This window comes from Alkalicoccus luteus (assembly GCF_012034335.1).
Lineage (GTDB): Bacteria > Bacillota > Bacilli > Bacillales > Salisediminibacteriaceae > Alkalicoccus > Alkalicoccus luteus_A.
Genome location: NZ_JAATHJ010000039.1, coordinates 1 through 15,095 on the forward strand (window position 1 = coordinate 1; position 15,095 = coordinate 15,095).

18 protein-coding genes and 1 riboswitch are annotated in these 15,095 nt (G+C 49.4%); of the genes, 5 read left to right on the forward strand and 13 right to left on the reverse strand.

Annotated elements, in window-relative coordinates:
- Positions 1-203: 203 nt before the first annotated feature.
- Genes HCN83_RS16280 through HCN83_RS16290 form a run of 3 tightly spaced genes read right to left on the reverse strand, consistent with a single transcriptional unit; the run spans position 204 to position 886 of the window.
- Entirely contained in the window at positions 204-380 is a 177-nt protein-coding gene (locus HCN83_RS16280) for a hypothetical protein (protein WP_168009214.1), read from the reverse strand.
- A gap of 18 nt (positions 381-398) precedes the next feature.
- A complete protein-coding gene (locus HCN83_RS16285) occupies positions 399-740 on the reverse strand; it encodes a hypothetical protein (RefSeq protein ID WP_168009216.1) in 342 nt (113 codons plus the stop codon).
- A complete protein-coding gene (locus HCN83_RS16290; RefSeq protein WP_168009218.1) occupies positions 737-886 on the reverse strand; it encodes a hypothetical protein in 150 nt (49 codons plus the stop codon). Before HCN83_RS16290 ends, HCN83_RS16285 begins: the two co-directional genes overlap by 4 nt.
- 96 nt (positions 887-982) lie before the next feature.
- Between HCN83_RS16290 and HCN83_RS16295 the strand changes: the two genes are divergently transcribed.
- The gene (locus HCN83_RS16295) at positions 983-2,146 is read left to right on the forward strand and encodes a MalY/PatB family protein (protein WP_168009220.1); all 1,164 of its coding nucleotides are present in this window, start codon (positions 983-985) and stop codon (positions 2,144-2,146) included.
- Between the two features lie 15 nt (positions 2,147-2,161).
- Positions 2,162-2,959 (forward strand): YihY/virulence factor BrkB family protein, encoded by a 798-nt coding sequence (locus HCN83_RS16300; protein WP_168009222.1) that lies wholly within the window; start codon positions 2,162-2,164, stop codon positions 2,957-2,959.
- A gap of 62 nt (positions 2,960-3,021) precedes the next feature.
- Here the strand turns inward: HCN83_RS16300 and trhA are convergent, their stop codons facing one another.
- Positions 3,022-3,660, reverse strand: a complete 639-nt coding sequence (trhA, locus tag HCN83_RS16305) for a PAQR family membrane homeostasis protein TrhA (RefSeq protein ID WP_168009224.1) — start codon at positions 3,658-3,660, stop codon at positions 3,022-3,024.
- A 160-nt stretch (positions 3,661-3,820) separates the two neighbouring features.
- On the opposite strand from trhA, the gene HCN83_RS16310 reads away from it, so the two are divergent.
- Together HCN83_RS16310 and HCN83_RS16315 are read left to right on the forward strand one after the other, a co-directional pair.
- Positions 3,821-4,366, forward strand: coding sequence for a DUF1836 domain-containing protein (locus HCN83_RS16310; protein WP_246238281.1), 546 nt, complete (start codon positions 3,821-3,823; stop codon positions 4,364-4,366).
- A gap of 123 nt (positions 4,367-4,489) precedes the next feature.
- Positions 4,490-4,834: a general stress protein gene (locus tag HCN83_RS16315; RefSeq protein WP_168009226.1), complete on the forward strand. Its 345-nt coding sequence runs from the start codon at positions 4,490-4,492 to the stop codon at positions 4,832-4,834.
- Positions 4,835-4,894: 60 nt separating this feature from the next.
- Here HCN83_RS16315 and HCN83_RS16320 read toward each other — a convergent pair whose 3' ends face one another.
- From HCN83_RS16320 to HCN83_RS16330, 3 genes are all read right to left on the reverse strand, one after another.
- Positions 4,895-5,500 carry a trimeric intracellular cation channel family protein gene (locus tag HCN83_RS16320; protein ID WP_168009228.1) on the reverse strand — a complete coding sequence of 202 codons (606 nt, stop codon included), beginning with the start codon at positions 5,498-5,500 and terminating at the stop codon, positions 4,895-4,897.
- Between the two features lie 75 nt (positions 5,501-5,575).
- Positions 5,576-6,949, reverse strand: a complete 1,374-nt coding sequence (locus tag HCN83_RS16325; protein WP_168009230.1) for an amidohydrolase family protein — start codon at positions 6,947-6,949, stop codon at positions 5,576-5,578.
- A gap of 103 nt (positions 6,950-7,052) precedes the next feature.
- The gene (locus tag HCN83_RS16330; protein ID WP_168009232.1) at positions 7,053-7,562 is read right to left on the reverse strand and encodes a type 1 glutamine amidotransferase domain-containing protein; all 510 of its coding nucleotides are present in this window, start codon (positions 7,560-7,562) and stop codon (positions 7,053-7,055) included.
- Positions 7,563-7,856: 294 nt separating this feature from the next.
- Between HCN83_RS16330 and HCN83_RS16335 the strand changes: the two genes are divergently transcribed.
- The gene (locus HCN83_RS16335; protein WP_168009234.1) at positions 7,857-8,261 is read left to right on the forward strand and encodes a VOC family protein; all 405 of its coding nucleotides are present in this window, start codon (positions 7,857-7,859) and stop codon (positions 8,259-8,261) included.
- A 48-nt stretch (positions 8,262-8,309) separates the two neighbouring features.
- Here the strand turns inward: HCN83_RS16335 and HCN83_RS16340 are convergent, their stop codons facing one another.
- The 6 genes from HCN83_RS16340 to HCN83_RS16365 form a co-directional block, all read right to left on the reverse strand.
- The gene (locus tag HCN83_RS16340; protein WP_343033759.1) at positions 8,310-9,713 is read right to left on the reverse strand and encodes a Glu/Leu/Phe/Val dehydrogenase; all 1,404 of its coding nucleotides are present in this window, start codon (positions 9,711-9,713) and stop codon (positions 8,310-8,312) included.
- A 285-nt stretch (positions 9,714-9,998) separates the two neighbouring features.
- The gene (locus tag HCN83_RS16345) at positions 9,999-10,565 is read right to left on the reverse strand and encodes a UbiX family flavin prenyltransferase (protein ID WP_168009236.1); all 567 of its coding nucleotides are present in this window, start codon (positions 10,563-10,565) and stop codon (positions 9,999-10,001) included.
- 15 nt (positions 10,566-10,580) lie between these two features.
- Complete coding sequence (locus tag HCN83_RS16350; RefSeq protein WP_168009238.1) at positions 10,581-11,561, reverse strand: YndJ family transporter; 981 nt, start codon at positions 11,559-11,561, stop codon at positions 10,581-10,583.
- A 75-nt stretch (positions 11,562-11,636) separates the two neighbouring features.
- Positions 11,637-12,374 carry a glycerophosphodiester phosphodiesterase gene (locus HCN83_RS16355; RefSeq protein ID WP_168009240.1) on the reverse strand — a complete coding sequence of 246 codons (738 nt, stop codon included), beginning with the start codon at positions 12,372-12,374 and terminating at the stop codon, positions 11,637-11,639.
- A 151-nt stretch (positions 12,375-12,525) separates the two neighbouring features.
- Entirely contained in the window at positions 12,526-13,389 is an 864-nt protein-coding gene (locus tag HCN83_RS16360; protein WP_168009242.1) for an amidase, read from the reverse strand.
- Between the two features lie 44 nt (positions 13,390-13,433).
- A riboswitch (cyclic di-GMP riboswitch) is annotated at positions 13,434-13,521 on the reverse strand.
- 187 nt (positions 13,522-13,708) lie between these two features.
- Positions 13,709-15,082 (reverse strand): amidohydrolase family protein, encoded by a 1,374-nt coding sequence (locus tag HCN83_RS16365; protein ID WP_168009244.1) that lies wholly within the window; start codon positions 15,080-15,082, stop codon positions 13,709-13,711.
- Positions 15,083-15,095 lie beyond the last annotated feature (13 nt).

A 15,095-nucleotide genomic window follows, 5' to 3' on the forward strand; every position in this document is an offset into this window, starting at 1 on the left:
GGCCGGGAGCCGCTCGGCTTTCTGCTGTTTTTTTGTCTTTTTCTCATTTCATTCCAAAAAAAGCGGAACCGGACACATCCGGCACCGCTTTTTTTGTTTCATAAAGGGCTTTTGAGACAGCCCCTTTTTTTTGTGCGTTATTCCATTGCGCATGATAGGTACGGGGTATCCGTACTGTTTCAAGCAGCAAAAAAGCTCCTCCATCAGGAAGAGCTTTTTTCATCTGCATTGTTTTTTCGTTTAGACATAATTTGCACGATAAAAGCTGCGAATGCAAGTGCAATCGCCCCGTAAACAAATGCCTGTGAGCCGAAAAGCACGGCCGGGACAATGCACATCAGCGCCAGTACCGCGAGTACGCCTTGCAAAGCTTGAAGCAATGGTCTTCCCTCCCTACATTACGTGATAATCATAAATAAAATGATATAAGACGCTGCAATGGCGGCAATCCCGAGGCCGATCAGTCTGCGTGTCCAGACTGGCGACAGAGGATCTCTGGCCGGCAGCTGCAGCTTTGACTTCGGAAGAAGCCTGTTACGGTAATAAACAGTAATCAGTGCGAGCACCCCACCTGTCTGCAGCAGGAAAAAGACGGTAAACAAGCCGCTTGCTTCAAGTGCATCCATACCGCCGGCCGCTTCGAGCAGCAGCGCGTTGATAATGCTGTAAATGAGAAGCGCCACAAACATAACGCCTGCGAGTTTCGTCAGTTCCCACACCAAGATGCCTGCTTTTTTCATTTATTTCTCCTCCTGTGGAGCTCATTGCGGAGTTCCTGCGTTTGTTCCTCCAGCTTTTGCAGCTTTTTCTTTTCCTTCCATACAGCTGCGGTAAGCAGAATAAGGACGGCGACTATAGTTGCAATACCAATCAAAGTCCAGATCATCCCAACACCTCCGCCACACGTATTGTAGCATACAATGCGCGGCACAGGTCAGCAGAGGAATGATTCTGTATAATGAAATGAGAAGGAGGAATGGAGATGAATTATTTTCAGGAGTTTATTGATCGTCGTGAGACGTATTCTGTAAAGTGGGATAAAGTGAAGCAGCTCTATCATGCAGAAAATGAGCTGCTGCCGATGTGGGTAGCCGATATGGATTTTCACCCCCCTGAGAGTGTACGCAAGGCAGTGAGTGAACGAGCCGGACATGGCCTTTACGGGTATACATATATTGCCGACAGCGTGAAGCAGGCAATTACAGACTGGATGCAGCGGCGAATGGACTGGTCGATTAAAGCGGACTGGATTCAGTTCAGTCACGGTGTCGTCCCATCGATCGGAAAAGCCGTGCAGGCGCTGACAGAGCCGGGAGACGGTATTCTGCTTCAGTCTCCGGTTTATCCGCCGTTCTTTTCTATGATAAAAGATAACAATAGAACAGTAATCGATTCACCGCTCGTCGAATCAGGCGGAACGTATACGGTGGACTTTGATGATTTCGAAGAGAAGCTGAAGCAGTCCCGTATGTTTTTAATGTGTTCACCACACAATCCTGTCGGCCGTGTATGGTCCAACTATGAGCTTACGCGGATGGTAGAGCTGTGTGACAAACATGATGTGATCATCGTGTCGGACGAAATACACGGGGACCTCGTTTTTCCCCCTTACAAGCAGATTCCGACAGCTTCGATTCCCGGAGCCTCCATGCGCACAATCACACTCGCAGCACCGAGTAAAACGTTCAATCTGGCAGGTTTACAGGCTTCCTTTATCGTAACGGAAAACGAATCATATCGAAAAAAGATGGAACAGATCGATAAGCAGAATGGCTTCTTTACGCTGAATACGTTCGGTATTCTCGCGATGGAAGCGGCTTATGAGCGCGGGGAACCTTGGCTTGAAGAACTCCTTCTCTACCTCGAGGACAATATGAAGCTTGTCGATTCCTATTTGCAGGCAGAGCTGCCGGACCTGAGGCTCATTCCAGCTGAAGCTACCTATCTCATGTGGATTGACTGCCGCAAAACAGGACTTTCAGATGCGGAAATCACTAAAGCGCTGAAGGAAAAAGGACGGCTTGCTCTGAACCCCGGAAAAAGCTTTGGAGAAGCAGGCTCCGGCTTTGTGCGTATGAATATCGCCTGCCCCAGAGACACGGTAAAAGAAGGCTTAAAACGCCTGAAAAAAACCTTCACATCATAGAAAGGAGCGATTGACATGAAGGAGTTCTGGCGCCGTTTCCAGGAACATCAGCTGATTAATCTCGGTGCCCAGTGCGCCTACTTTCTGCTCCTTTCTCTGTTTCCTTTTCTGCTCGTTGTGATCGCCTTTTTATCTTACCTGCCTTTTCGCCCGTCTGATGTGTTTTTATTGCTTCAGAATGCTTACGTACCACCCGGAGCGCTTGAGGTCGTCGAGAGTCAGTGGAATGTTCTTACCGCGGATACCCAGCCCGCGCTTCTATCCGTCGGTGCGCTTCTTACCCTCTGGACAGCTTCACTGGCGCTTAATTCCATTATCAGCTCGCTGAACCTGGCTTATAACACGACAGAAACACGCCCTTTTCTGAAAGAAAGAGGCATCGCGCTGCTGCTTACGATAGCAATGTTTTTTGTCATTATTGCCGCACTCGTGCTCCAGGTTGTCGGCGTGCATATACGCGACTGGCTTCAGCTCGAGCTGATGCTGTTCAATATGGATCTCGTCCGCTGGAGTCTGACATCCCTGATGCTGTTTGTCGTGTTTATGCTCCTCTACTGGACAGGCCCAAGCCGGACGCTCCGGTTTCGGGACGTCTATATTGGAGCAATTGCCGCTACAATCGGCTGGCAGGTCGCTTCCTATTTCTTTTCTACCTTCGTTTCCCGTTTTGCCGATTTTTCTGCTACTTACGGAACGATCGGTGCCGTTATCGCACTGATGATCTGGTTTCATCTCATTTCGCTGATTCTTCTGATCGGCGGAGAAATAAATGCGATGCTCAAGGAAAAGAATTTGGAAAAAGAAGCTGTTTAATCGGCAAAAGTCCGTAAAAAACCCCTCTTCGGCTCTATCTCCGAAAAGGGGTTTTTTGATGCTTAAATCACCAGTAAATGCGCGACAGCTGCAATGTGGGAAATGGTCCCTGCCAGCACGAATAAGTGCCAGACTGCATGGTGGTATTTGAAGCCGCGCCACATGTAAAAAACAGCACCGCCGGTATATAATATACCGCCTAATACAAGCAGCTGAAGACCGGCGGCCGGGAGAACAGCTGATATGCTGCTCCAGGCAAAGACGATCTGCCAGCCAAGAATCACGTAACCAAGCGTGGACAAAAACATGTATTTCTTCACGAAAAATATCTTCAGTACAGTGCCGAGGAGGGCAAAACCCCAAACGATTCCGAAAAGAGCCCAGCCAAGCCAGCCTTGAACGGCGATAAAGAGAAACGGTGTATACGTACCTGCTATAAAAAAGTAAATAGAGGCATGATCTGCTATTTCAAATATATCTTTCGCACGACCTTCGGGCAGAGCGTGAAGCAGCGTGGAAGACGTATATAGAAGCAGCATGGAAACACCAAACAACGCAAAGCTGACCACGTGAGCTGTCGTGCCGTGCTCTACTGCATAGCCGGTAAGCAAAATCAGGGAGAGAAGACTAATGACAATTCCAACTCCATGCGTCGCGGCATTCACCTTCTCTTCTTCTCGGGTAAATGTAAATGTGCTCATTCATAACCTCCATAAACCATAACGTAGTTTCAATAACTACATCATACCATCTGTTTATTACGAAATCCAGTTATTTCTTTCGTTTATTTTCTGTCTCTCCTGCTCTCTTAGAAAGTAAGGTACAATGATAAGCAGATGCAAACAGGAGGAGTGAACCACGATGTCACTGGAACAGCAAGTAGAGGCAATGATGCTGGATCGCCATGTAAACGTGGAGCAGCTGCCTGACCTGGATCTGTATATGGATCAGGTTATTCAGTTGTTTGAAATTGCCTTTCAGGATCTAAAGCGTGATGAGAAGGAAAAGATCATGACTAAAACGATGATTAATAACTATGCGAAGGGCCACCTGCTGCTGCCGGCTAAAAACAAACGCTATACGAAGGAACATGTGATGATGATAAGCATGATCTATGAAATGAAAGGCGCCCTGTCGCTCAAGGATATTAAAAAAGTACTTGATACGGCCGGAGTGACGACTCAGGAGCCTAAAAACGGCAGCGCCGCCTCGCTTTACCGCAGCTATCTGCAGTGCGCCGACGAAAAAACGGAAATCGTCCGCGGCGAGATGGTTGAGCAGGCACGGGAGATGGAGCAAAAAGAAGCAGATCCTTACGTACAGCAAGTGCTTCTGATTTTAAGCTTTATTCATCAGAGCAATCTGTACCGCCGGGCAGCAGAAAAAATGATTGATTCATTAGCCTGATGCATCAGCCGGCAGTTTTTTGCCTTTTCAGGTTTTAATTTCCTTCATTAATGGTATTAATACGAGTAGGACGTCACCAGGATGTCTTGCACGACCAAAATTGAACTGGAGGAATGAATACGCATGAATCCACTTTACAAAGAGTTTTATAACGATCAGGAAGTAGTAGACGCTGTAACAGGAATCAAAGAAAAAGGCGTAAATGAAGATGATATTTACATTTTAACGCACGATGACGACCGCACGGAGCGTGTTGCTGACAACGCAGACGCGAACACTGTCAGCACCGGCGACATGAACTTCGGCACAGCGGCTAAAAATATTTTCCGCAAGCCGGGCGATGAGCTGCGCGCAAAGTTTGAAGAGCTTGGCTTCTCAAAGGATATGGCCGGCGAACTTGAAGAAAAGCTCGACCACGGTAAAGTCATTATCGTTGTCACTAATGCTCCCGACGGAATGGCGCTGTAAGCACTGTTGTGTCAGGCATAATAAAGATAAAGGCGCTGTGATTTTTCGCAGCGCCCTTTTTTATGCCATTTTTTCCGGAGTCCGGCTCGGAAGCGACCATTCAAAGTAAACGGAGCAGAGTCTCATTATGACGACGAGTACAACTATACCGAACACCTCTGCGCCTCCAGTCACCCAATTCATGCCAATCACGACGCCCGGAATTAACGTCCAGGCAATATAAATTTCCTTCTGTAAAAAGAGAGGCTTTCGACCTGCCAGCACATCACGAATCATGCCGCCGCCTGTTCCTGTGAGCGCAGCCGCAGCGATAGACGCACTTAACGGCAGTCCCATAGAAGCAGCAAAGAGCGCACCCTGAGCGGAAAATGCTCCAAGTCCGATGGCATCAAAAAAGACGCCTCTGCGAAGCAGCGTCCAGCGTACAAGCCGTGGAAACAGGAATGCAAACGTCATAACAACAAACGCGACTGTAAACAGCCATCCCTGATCCCATAGCGCTGAAACAGGCAGACCGATCAGCAGATTACGGACCGCTCCGCCTCCAAACGCTGTAATAAAGCCTAATATATAAACACCCATCAGATCGTACCGCTCTTCAAGCGCGACATTGACACCGCTCAGCGCAAAGGCGATCGTTCCGATAATATTAAGAGTTTCCCACATGGCAAAGCATCCTTCTTTCCAGATAATTTCAGCACAGTCCTGTCTATTCTACGAAATGTCCTGTGCGCTGGCAAGCTAGAATGTCACCTTCTGTGCTAATCGTTCTGCACGCTGCTGAGCACGATTGACCGCCTCGGCCTCATCGGCGTGTACCAGCTTCCGCTCCCTCATGACATAGCGCCCGTCGACAATAACATCTTCAACCTCTTCTCCCGAAGCTGCATAAACAAGATTCGGAGTAATCGTATCAACTGGATTAGTAAGTGCAGGCGTGAGTGCTGGAGTGGCCAGATTGACGACGATGAAATCCGCTTTTTTTCCGGTGCGCAGGCTGCCGATCTCCCTGTCCAGGCCATGCACTTCCGCAGCTCCGAGCGTCGCCATATGCAGCGCCTGCCGCGCCGGAAATACTTTTGGGTCACCGGCTTTCACTTTGTTAAGCACCGCTGCAGCCTTGATTTCCTGAAACATGTTGCTGCTGTTATTTCCCGGTGCCTGATCGGTCCCAATGGCAGCTTTTCCACCTGCCTTCAAAAATGCCTGAACGGGAGGAACGATCCCGTCGATGATTCCGATGCTTCCGGGACAGTGAATCATGTTCACGCCTTTTGAAGCAGCGTAAGCGGTCTCCTCATCATTAGCCTCCGTTAAATGCGCAGCCGTTAGCTGCTCATTTAAAAGTCCCTGCTCATCCAGAAACGCGATCGATCTCTTCTTGTACCGCTTTTCCAGCTGATACAGCTCCCGGTCCCCCTGACAGACGTGCATATGCATGCGGACACCACGCTTCTCGGCTTCTGCCTTCGTCCGCTGCAGCAGATCGAGACTCATCATGTCCGGTCCCTGAGGCCCGAGAAGAACAGTAATCCGCCCATTCTCAGCACCGTGCCATTTGTCATAGAGGTCCGTTCCCGCCTTTAGGCGCCGTTCTCCTGCTTCCCTGTCCAGTGGATACAGCTCGGTAACCGGCAGATCTCCTACATCGTCCGGCAGCTCGTTTATCATTTCTGCTGCATGAATGCGGACACCGAGCGACGCATTCTGGTCGAGCAGGCTGTCCATCTCTCTGTCGTAGTCAGCAAACGTAGTGGTTCCCGCACGAATCCCTTCAATCAGATTCATACGGGAGCCGGCAAGCCTGTCTTCCACCGACATATATTTCATCCACGGCCAGATCCCTTTCTGCATCCAGTGGTCCATATCCTGTGCTACTCCGCGGATAACCGCATAGCTTGAGTGGATATGGGCATCAATCAATCCCGGCATGATAAGCTTTCCGCCTGCGTCAATTGTTTCAACAGCCTGCACGGTCTTCGCTAACTCTGTTGACGTGCCGACTGCGACAATGCGATTATCCTTTACCGCTACTGCTCCGTTCTTGATTATGTCCTCGCCGGGCTCCATCGTTAACACGTGGGCCCCTGTCCACATACGATCTGCCTGTAACATCGAACTCCTCCTTATTTATAAACGTCATGAGCATAGTTAAACAGGCTTCAGAACAATCACATTCTGAAGCCTGTCGTATATCCAGCTGGTATTGCATAAGCTGTTAGTTAAGCTGTGCTTTGGATTCCCGGTTAAATGCTTCCAGGTCGTCCGGTGTGCGGCTTGTTACGAGATTGCCGCAGACCACAACTTCTTCATCAAAGACATTTGCTCCGGCATGCCGAAGATCCATCTGAATCGATTTGAAGCCTGTTACTTTTCGACCTTGAAGTACATCTGCCGTAATGAGAAGCTGAGGACCGTGGCAAATAGCAAATACAGGCTTATCGTGAAGCATAAAATGCTTTGAGAACGTGACAAAAGCATCGTTACCGCGCAAAATATCCGGTGAAAAGCCGCCCGGAATAAACAGAGCATCGTAGTCGGACGCATTAGCATGATCGATACTCAGATCCACTTCTGCTTCAGCATCTCCGTTTTTACCGGTGACGGTCTTTCCTTTTTCGTCGCCAATGACCGTAATTTCATGGCCGTCCTTTTGAAAAGCTTCAAGCGGCGATGTATATTCGGAATCCTCGAACATATCTGTCATGACACATGCAATTTTACTCATCGTTTGACAGCACTCCTTTACGTGTATTTGTTACCTTATTTTTTCCGCAGTCTTTGAACAAGCTGCCATGCAACTACACCTAGCTGGACGATGGCGATCAGTCTTCTGAATTTAGCCATATCCTTCACCTTCTTTCCAGAATTGCTTACAAAGTTATTTTTACCCGTTATCGGCAAATCGGAAACGAAATAAGGTATTTTTTACAAATTCCTGCGTATTTCTGCTTGATTATGCTATGGTAAGGGAACCTGTAGCATATGGTACAGCGGATCATGAACGATGGGAGTGAAGCAGATGATTAAAGGAATCGCACATACAGCATTTGTTACCGGCAATATGGAAAAGTCGCTTCGATTTTACTGTGAGGATCTTGGACTTGAACACGCCTTTCAGATAAAAAACGATAAGGATGAGCCATGGATTGAATATATCCGGGTCGCCCCACGTCAGTATATTGAACTTTTTTACGGAGGCAGCGGCGTTTACGAACCGCAAAAGCAGGAAATTGGACCGCATCATTTTTGTCTGCTCGTAGACAGCGTTGATGACATAGCTGACCGTCTCAAAAGCCGCGGTCTTCACCTGGACACCGAGCCCAAACGCGGTGTCGGTCAAAATCGCCAGTGCTGGGTCCGGGACCCGGACGGCAACCGGATTGAGTTTCTGGAGCCGGATGAAGATTCTCCGCACAATCGCTGAACAGCACCTCTTCAGACCGGAAGCTACCGGACTGGAGGGGTTTTGTCGTTAAAATAACTTTCCGTGCCGGTACAGCAAGGTGAACAATCGTTTTAATGCGTGCATGTAGCACGTGTTGCGGATCCCGGACAGGCCTTCACGGAAATAGGAATCAAACACCTTTTCACAGCTTTCCGACATATGATCTGTCATATCCTTCAGCACTTCATCCTCCGAATATAAGTATGTGACGCGGTCCTGCTTCCACTCAATATAGGAAACCATAACACCGCCTGCGTTAGCGAGAACATCCGGAATCACTACTTTTCCTTGTTCGTGCAAGTAGCGGTCAGCTTCTTTGTCGATGGGAGCGTTCGCTCCTTCTACAAATACGTCAGCGTGAATGAGCTCCTTGTTATCTGCCGTGATTTGATCCTCAACGGCTGCCAGAAAAAGAACGTCCACTTTCTGGTACACCAGTTCCTCAGGTGGAAGAATATCCGCCTTCACCCCGATTCGGTCAAGCAGCTCCTCCGAAACCGGAAGCTCCCGGTACTTTTCCTGATACTCTATTAATCGCTCAATATTGAGACCGCTTTCGTTCACAAGCGTTACTTGATGATCACTTACAGCAGTGATGCGGTGATTCAGCCTGCTGCAGCTGTCTGCCATGTGCGCTGCTACACTGCCGACGTTACCGAAACCTTGCACTGCCGCTTTGATTGGTTCGCCGGATTTGTTTTTTTCGAGCAGCCTGTGCAGGGAGCGGAGCTGCTGACGGTGAACGCCTTCCGGCACCTCTTCTTCTTTAACCGTTGAGGCCCAGCTGTCGGTAAGCCACAAATAGCTGTGATATACGCCTCGCCCGGTGGCCTCTCTTCTTCCCCGCGCTCCGCCGTTAGCCACGCTCTTACCGGTAAAGGCGCCCATGTAGTTTTTGCCAGGGTGGATAGTCTTAAACTCTCCTACCATCCAGTCCATTGTTTCTTCATTCGTCCCCATATCTGGAGCAGGAATATCGTGAGTAGGTCCGATATCCGGCGCGAAGCGCTGCACGTATTTTTTGCTGATCATATTCAGTTCACGTGTCGAATACTGATTGGGCGATACGACGACTCCGCCTTTCGCACCGCCGTAGGGCAGATCGTGCAGGGCATTTTTTAACGTCATAAGCACCGCCAGATTTTCGACTTCTTCTTCATTTACGTGTTCGTTGAAGCGGATCCCGCCCTTATAAAACCCTGCAATATTATTATGCTGCACCCGGTAGGCCGGAATCCGTTCAATCTCTCTGTTGTCCCGCGACACCCGGATGTAGCTTTTAATCACTTTGTCCGTCGTCGTAAGTATTTCGGTCCCGCTCTGAAAGAAACGTTCTCTTGCATCACCGGATTCTTCCGGTAAAAAAGAGTCATCTTCGTACAGCCGTTTCATCATATCCTTAATCAGCATTTGCGTGTCTTTTACTGTCACTGTGTCCCAGCCCCTTTCTGATTTACGCCTCTCATAGGCTTATTATACTAGACACCTTCCCTGTTCAAGCGCTTTCAAACGTTTCAAAAAGCAAAAACCACCATGCTGTAAAGGTGGGTCATAATTGGCATCTGTACGCATGATAAAGCAGTATTCAACGTGCTTTCGTCCAGCGTTTATAAAGGTGCTCTACGCATGATAAAAAGGCACCGGCAAAGGTTTGGACCCCTTCCTCCGTGCCTTTTACCAGAAAACAAATGTATCGTTGCCCTTCTAATTCTTGTATTACTTTTCCAGCCATCGCTTCGTCAGGCTGTTCGGTATATCGAGCTGATCCAGCAGCCTCGCCACCGTATGATCCACCATATCCATGATCGTCTCCGGTTCATTGTAAAAGGCCGGCATCGGCGGAACAATCTGAACGCCCATGCGGCTAAGCTTCAGCATGTTTTCCAGATGAATTTCATGAAGCGGAGTTTCCCGCGGAACCAGAATCAGTGACCTGCGCTCTTTCATGACAACATCCGCTGCCCGCGCAATCAGGTTATCAGCAAACCCGTGAGCGACCGCACTGAGCGTTTTCATGCTGCAAGGAACAATGACCATGGCATCCGTTTTAAATGAGCCGCTGGAAATCCGGGCCGCCTGGTTTTCAGGCGGATGCACGACGTCTGCCAGCTGTTTTACTTCTTCTGACGTCCAGTCTGTCTCAATCCGGATCGTTTTTTCAGCCCAGGAGCTGATGATTAAATGCGTTTCCACCTCTTCTGTTTGCTGCAGTGCCTGCAGAAGCCGAATGCCGTAAATCGGTCCCGTCGATCCGGACATGCCTATAATGATTCGTTTCGTCATACGTGTCTTCCTTCCTTATAGTTCTTCATGGTGCCCTGCTTCTTTCGGATTTACTACTTCACTGCCGAGTCGTTTCCGTTTTGGAAGCGATCCGAGCAGGTACCACCCCAATACCCCGAAAAGGGAAAATCCGATGGCATTGACGGCACCGTGCCAGATGAACATCATATTATACGATATGATATCCACTTGAAACGTTACACCGAAAGCATACAAAAACGTCACACCCATCGATACGAGCAGCGATGTACATGCGAGCAGCAGACACGCCTTCGTCCGCAGCGTCATTTTCGGCAGCAGCATCATCCACCAGATGCTCAGCCAGTATAACAGCCCTGCATAAATCGTAACATATACCAGTTCCAGAGGAGGACCTTGAATGACACCAAGCGCAATCAACGGGGATCCAATCGCCGCTCCAATAGCAAGAAACCGGTAGGCGGTTCCCGTGTCACCGCGAAGGGACACGAGCAGCCGCCCAAAAGCACCAGTCAATACAGGGATAACAACTGCTGAATAGTGATAATGCACCGTTGTCAGTGACATAGTAAGCTCATCGTAAGGCAGGATCTGATCAATACCTGCCTGCCATAGAATCAGCCAGATTCCTCCGACCCCGGTAAAAAGCAGGCCAACGTCAATAATAGTTTCTTCTGCAGGATAAAGACCCCGCCGGTAGATTCTCCATGCCCCGCAGCCGGCAACGATGAGCATAAACAAAAACCAGATCGATGCGAGCACAATCGACAAAATCATCGGTTCAAACGTTACCGATGCCAGTCCAAAAATACCTGCTAAAAAAGAACGCTGAGAGAGCCAGCGCAAAATAAATTCTGCTTTCATATTCGGACGTTTCGGGACTGCGATATGCAGAAGGAGTGGGATTAAAATGAGGAACGATAGCACGAGGGCAGCTGAAACAATATCAACATCAGCTATGTACAGCCAAATTAAAATAACGGCGGCACCAAGGCCTACATTCAGTTTTGCGGTCATGACAAACCCCTGCCCTTCTTCGAACCGTGCCTTGCTTCCCCCTTCCCTTTCCCTTTTTTGTCTTTCACTAAGCTGTTATTTGGCGGGCTGCTGTGCCTTGTTCCGGATCCTCAGCGCGAGAGCAGGATCATCTGTAATCACACAACTGCACCTCAGTCGGCAAAGCTGCTCCAAATCATCCGGATGATTGACGGTATACATTCTGACTGCGATCCCTCGTCCTTCCAGCCAGCGGATCTCTGCTGGTGTCAGCATACTGTAATGCACGTGCAGGCCCGTAATTCCGTGTTCCTCCTTATACCTTTCCGGCTCCAGAACAGCACCTGCACTAAGAAGCGCTTTGTCAGCCTCTGCCCCTTCCAGCATGCGCAAAACGGGATGATCAAACGACGAGATAACCGGCCGCTTGCGCTGCGGATAAAGCTTCAGCAGTCTGACCGCTTCGATCGCCGTCCGTTTCCGGTCCTCCGGGAGATGCTTAAGTTCAATATTCAGCTGCACATCGTGATGCTGAGCCCATTGCAGGACTCTCTCGAGCGACGGGACCCGTTCGTCTGCAAATTTTGTGTCAAACCAATTTCCGGCAGATAAAGACGTAACATAATCGAACGGCCGCTGCCTGACTAAACCGCACCCCTCTGTCGTCCGGTCCAGCGAATGATCATGTATAACGACCAGCCTGCCTTCTTCAGCGGGCTGCACGTCTAATTCAATCCCTTCTGCTCCTGCTGCCACAGCTTCACGAAAAGCTATCATCGTATTTTCCGGAAATGCACGGGAGAATCCGCGGTGTGCCATAATAATCGGTCTCATCTGATGCCCTCCTTTTGTTTCATCTTACCGCATCCTTAACCCGGACTCCTATAAACGTCTCGTAAAGATCCTGTGTCAATTGTAAAGCCGGCATAGCAAACAGCCACCCAACAAGCCGTTGCGTGGCTGTTTGCTTGACTGGCAAAGCGTCTTAAGGTTTCATTGTTTTCCAGCTGCTCACGTGGTGAATAGCCGTACCGCCATAGTAAGGGCCTGCATAACGGGCCGAAACCTGCTCAAGCTGCTGCTTCATGTAGGCTTCGCCTTCTTCAAAGAAGGTGACATGGTTTCCTTCGTGTGACTGCATCGTTTCGACTCCGACAGTCACCGGTGTTTTATGCTTTGCTGCAAACGCCATTTCATTTTTTACGATTTCAATAATCGCCGAAGCCGTATCCCGGTAAGCCATCAGCGTTACGCCATCGAGCTGCTGAATGACCCATTCTGCCAGATTGCCGCTTCCGTTTTTATTTTTAAAGCTGATTTCATCAAACCAGAAGGGCAGATCAGCTTCCAGTGGAAGCCCCAGTGAAGCACTCTGCCTTTTCGCTGTCAGCAGCAGCGATTGAAAATCAGCAATCGTTTTTACCCGGTTGCTGTTCCAGCTGCTTAGCAGATACGGCTCCACATCAAGGTGAACGCCTTTAAATCGTTCTCCGGCAGCAGCGCGCTTCTGATAGTCCCCCAGCCAGTTCATCATCGCTGTCAGATGACGATCGCCCTTTGGCGCCGCCCATTCCGGAGCACCGTCCAGCGCGTAAACGTCGATCCCTTCCGTTCCGGCACGCCGGATAAAGCTTCTGTAAGACGCCTGCGGTACACTTCGGTCAACTTGTACAAATACACGGTTCACGTTTTTCTCTTTTAAAAAGGCTATCGTACCGCTCTCATCTTCGACAAACATCCACGGATTCCAGAGCCAGGTTGCATTCGGAGCAGAAGATGCTCCGGCGGGCGCCGCCCAAATTCCGGCTGCCATAGCAGTCACCACCAGCATTAACAGGACTTTTTTCATCACAAAAACCCCTTTCTGTGCCAGCCGAGGCTCACAGAAACGGGCCCGGCAACCTGACGACCATTCGCTTTGCAGCGTTTAGGCTCATGGCTTTGCGTCCCACCTTTTCAGCGTGGTTTGCCTTTGTCACATGTTATTTTTGTTACTATTATACCCCTCGAAATACCAAAACATATGAGTAATAACACCTAAAAATTGCATAGTTTTTTATGGTGATGTAAGACTTTCTGTTCACCTGGAATAATATAACATATCTGCCACCAGTTTTTTCATTTTTAAAACCGGAAGCAGGAGCTGCTTCCGGTTTTCAGATGGCATGCTATTTGTTGTTTTCGTGCAGCCACAGCTCATCCGGGTTGCCGAATTCGTTGTAAATGTGGTTGCGTGCTTCTACGGCTTGTTTTCTCAGGCTCTTGTAGTCGAGTCCAATCATTTTGCCGTTCCGCTTTACGGCTTCCCCGCTGACAAACACGGAATCAACGTTGCCGGTATGCGTGCTTGTGACGACAGCCCCTAATGGGTCATTCACCGGGAACAGATTCAGATCATCGGTGCGGATCATAATAATATCTGCTTCTTTACCCGGTGTCAGGCTGCCTGTTTTATGATCCAGCTTCAGCGCTTTAGCGCTGTCGATCGTTGCCATTTCCAGCACCTGGCGTGCATGAATATTTAACGGCGGTCCAGGCATTTCACCTTTAGCCAGAAGCTGATCGTTAATGCGGGAACGTTCTGCCTGTAGCGCGAACTTCATTTGTGCAAACATGTCTCCCCCGGTAGAGGTCACCACGTCTACCCCAAGCGCCGGCTTCACACCGTTTTCAAGGCTCAGGCCTGTTGCAGGATATCCGTGCCCCATCGCCATTTCCACTTCCGGAGTGACCGAAACAGAGCCGCCGTGTTCAGCCAGCAGCTTCATTTCTTCGGGGCTGACCGCATTGGCATGAGCAAAGTTCAGATCCGACCCGAGCAAGCCGGCATTATTCAGCTTCTCAATCGAACGGTCTATTGCTCCCCATGTTCCGAAACCAAGGTGCATGCTCGCAACGCCGTCCAGCTCCCGAGCCAGCTTGATCTCTTCTACTGACGTATCCCAGGAACAAAATTCAGGACCACGGATCGCAAGGCCCATTGTCAGCCGCTGATCTTTAGAAGAGAAATACTGATTAGCGATAGAACGTGCGTCATCACCATTTGTCAGCGTGCTTTCCCGATTCCAGTAGTCGCCGTCACCGGGACAGCCGTATGCGAAGACGCCGCGGATATTCGATTCCTTCAGCCCGCGGATCATTTCCTCAGCATGATCTTTTGAGATGATCATCGTCCAGTCCAAAATCGTCGTCACACCGGCTTCAAGGGCTTCCAGCGCACCGAGCAGATTTCCGATATAGTCGTCCTGCGGGCGTCGTTTCGATCCGATATTACCATAATAAATGCTGCCGAGATATTTCTGCAGCGACCAGTCTGCTCCTGTGTTTCGGATGACCGATTCCCACGTGTGCCGGTGGCTGTCGACAAATCCGGGCATTACAATCATGTTTTCCGCATCAATGACCTCACAGTCCTCAGCCTGAATCTCATGATGCACGTCCACGATCTTTCCGTCTTCTATGAGAATATCCCCTTTTTTGAAATCCCCTTTTGCTGGATCCATCGTCAGGATCATGCCGCCTTTTATCAACTTTTTGCTCATGTTTACCGCTCCT

Coding starts and splice junctions, on each gene's coding strand:
- HCN83_RS16330 (WP_168009232.1), bottom strand. CDS start 7,562: ATGAGTAAAATTGCATGTGTCATGACAGATATGTTCGAGGATTCCGAA.
- HCN83_RS16295 (WP_168009220.1), top strand. CDS start 983: ATGAATTATTTTCAGGAGTTTATTGATCGTCGTGAGACGTATTCTGTA.
- HCN83_RS16335 (WP_168009234.1), top strand. CDS start 7,857: ATGATTAAAGGAATCGCACATACAGCATTTGTTACCGGCAATATGGAA.
- HCN83_RS16350 (WP_168009238.1), bottom strand. CDS start 11,561: ATGACCGCAAAACTGAATGTAGGCCTTGGTGCCGCCGTTATTTTAATT.
- trhA (WP_168009224.1), bottom strand. CDS start 3,660: ATGAGCACATTTACATTTACCCGAGAAGAAGAGAAGGTGAATGCCGCG.
- HCN83_RS16325 (WP_168009230.1), bottom strand. CDS start 6,949: ATGTTACAGGCAGATCGTATGTGGACAGGGGCCCACGTGTTAACGATG.
- HCN83_RS16290 (WP_168009218.1), bottom strand. CDS start 886: ATGATCTGGACTTTGATTGGTATTGCAACTATAGTCGCCGTCCTTATT.
- HCN83_RS16320 (WP_168009228.1), bottom strand. CDS start 5,500: ATGTGGGAAACTCTTAATATTATCGGAACGATCGCCTTTGCGCTGAGC.
- HCN83_RS16300 (WP_168009222.1), top strand. CDS start 2,162: ATGAAGGAGTTCTGGCGCCGTTTCCAGGAACATCAGCTGATTAATCTC.
- HCN83_RS16355 (WP_168009240.1), bottom strand. CDS start 12,374: ATGAGACCGATTATTATGGCACACCGCGGATTCTCCCGTGCATTTCCG.
- HCN83_RS16360 (WP_168009242.1), bottom strand. CDS start 13,389: ATGAAAAAAGTCCTGTTAATGCTGGTGGTGACTGCTATGGCAGCCGGA.
- HCN83_RS16285 (WP_168009216.1), bottom strand. CDS start 740: ATGAAAAAAGCAGGCATCTTGGTGTGGGAACTGACGAAACTCGCAGGC.
- HCN83_RS16365 (WP_168009244.1), bottom strand. CDS start 15,082: ATGAGCAAAAAGTTGATAAAAGGCGGCATGATCCTGACGATGGATCCA.
- HCN83_RS16315 (WP_168009226.1), top strand. CDS start 4,490: ATGAATCCACTTTACAAAGAGTTTTATAACGATCAGGAAGTAGTAGAC.
- HCN83_RS16310 (WP_246238281.1), top strand. CDS start 3,821: ATGTCACTGGAACAGCAAGTAGAGGCAATGATGCTGGATCGCCATGTA.
- HCN83_RS16345 (WP_168009236.1), bottom strand. CDS start 10,565: ATGACGAAACGAATCATTATAGGCATGTCCGGATCGACGGGACCGATT.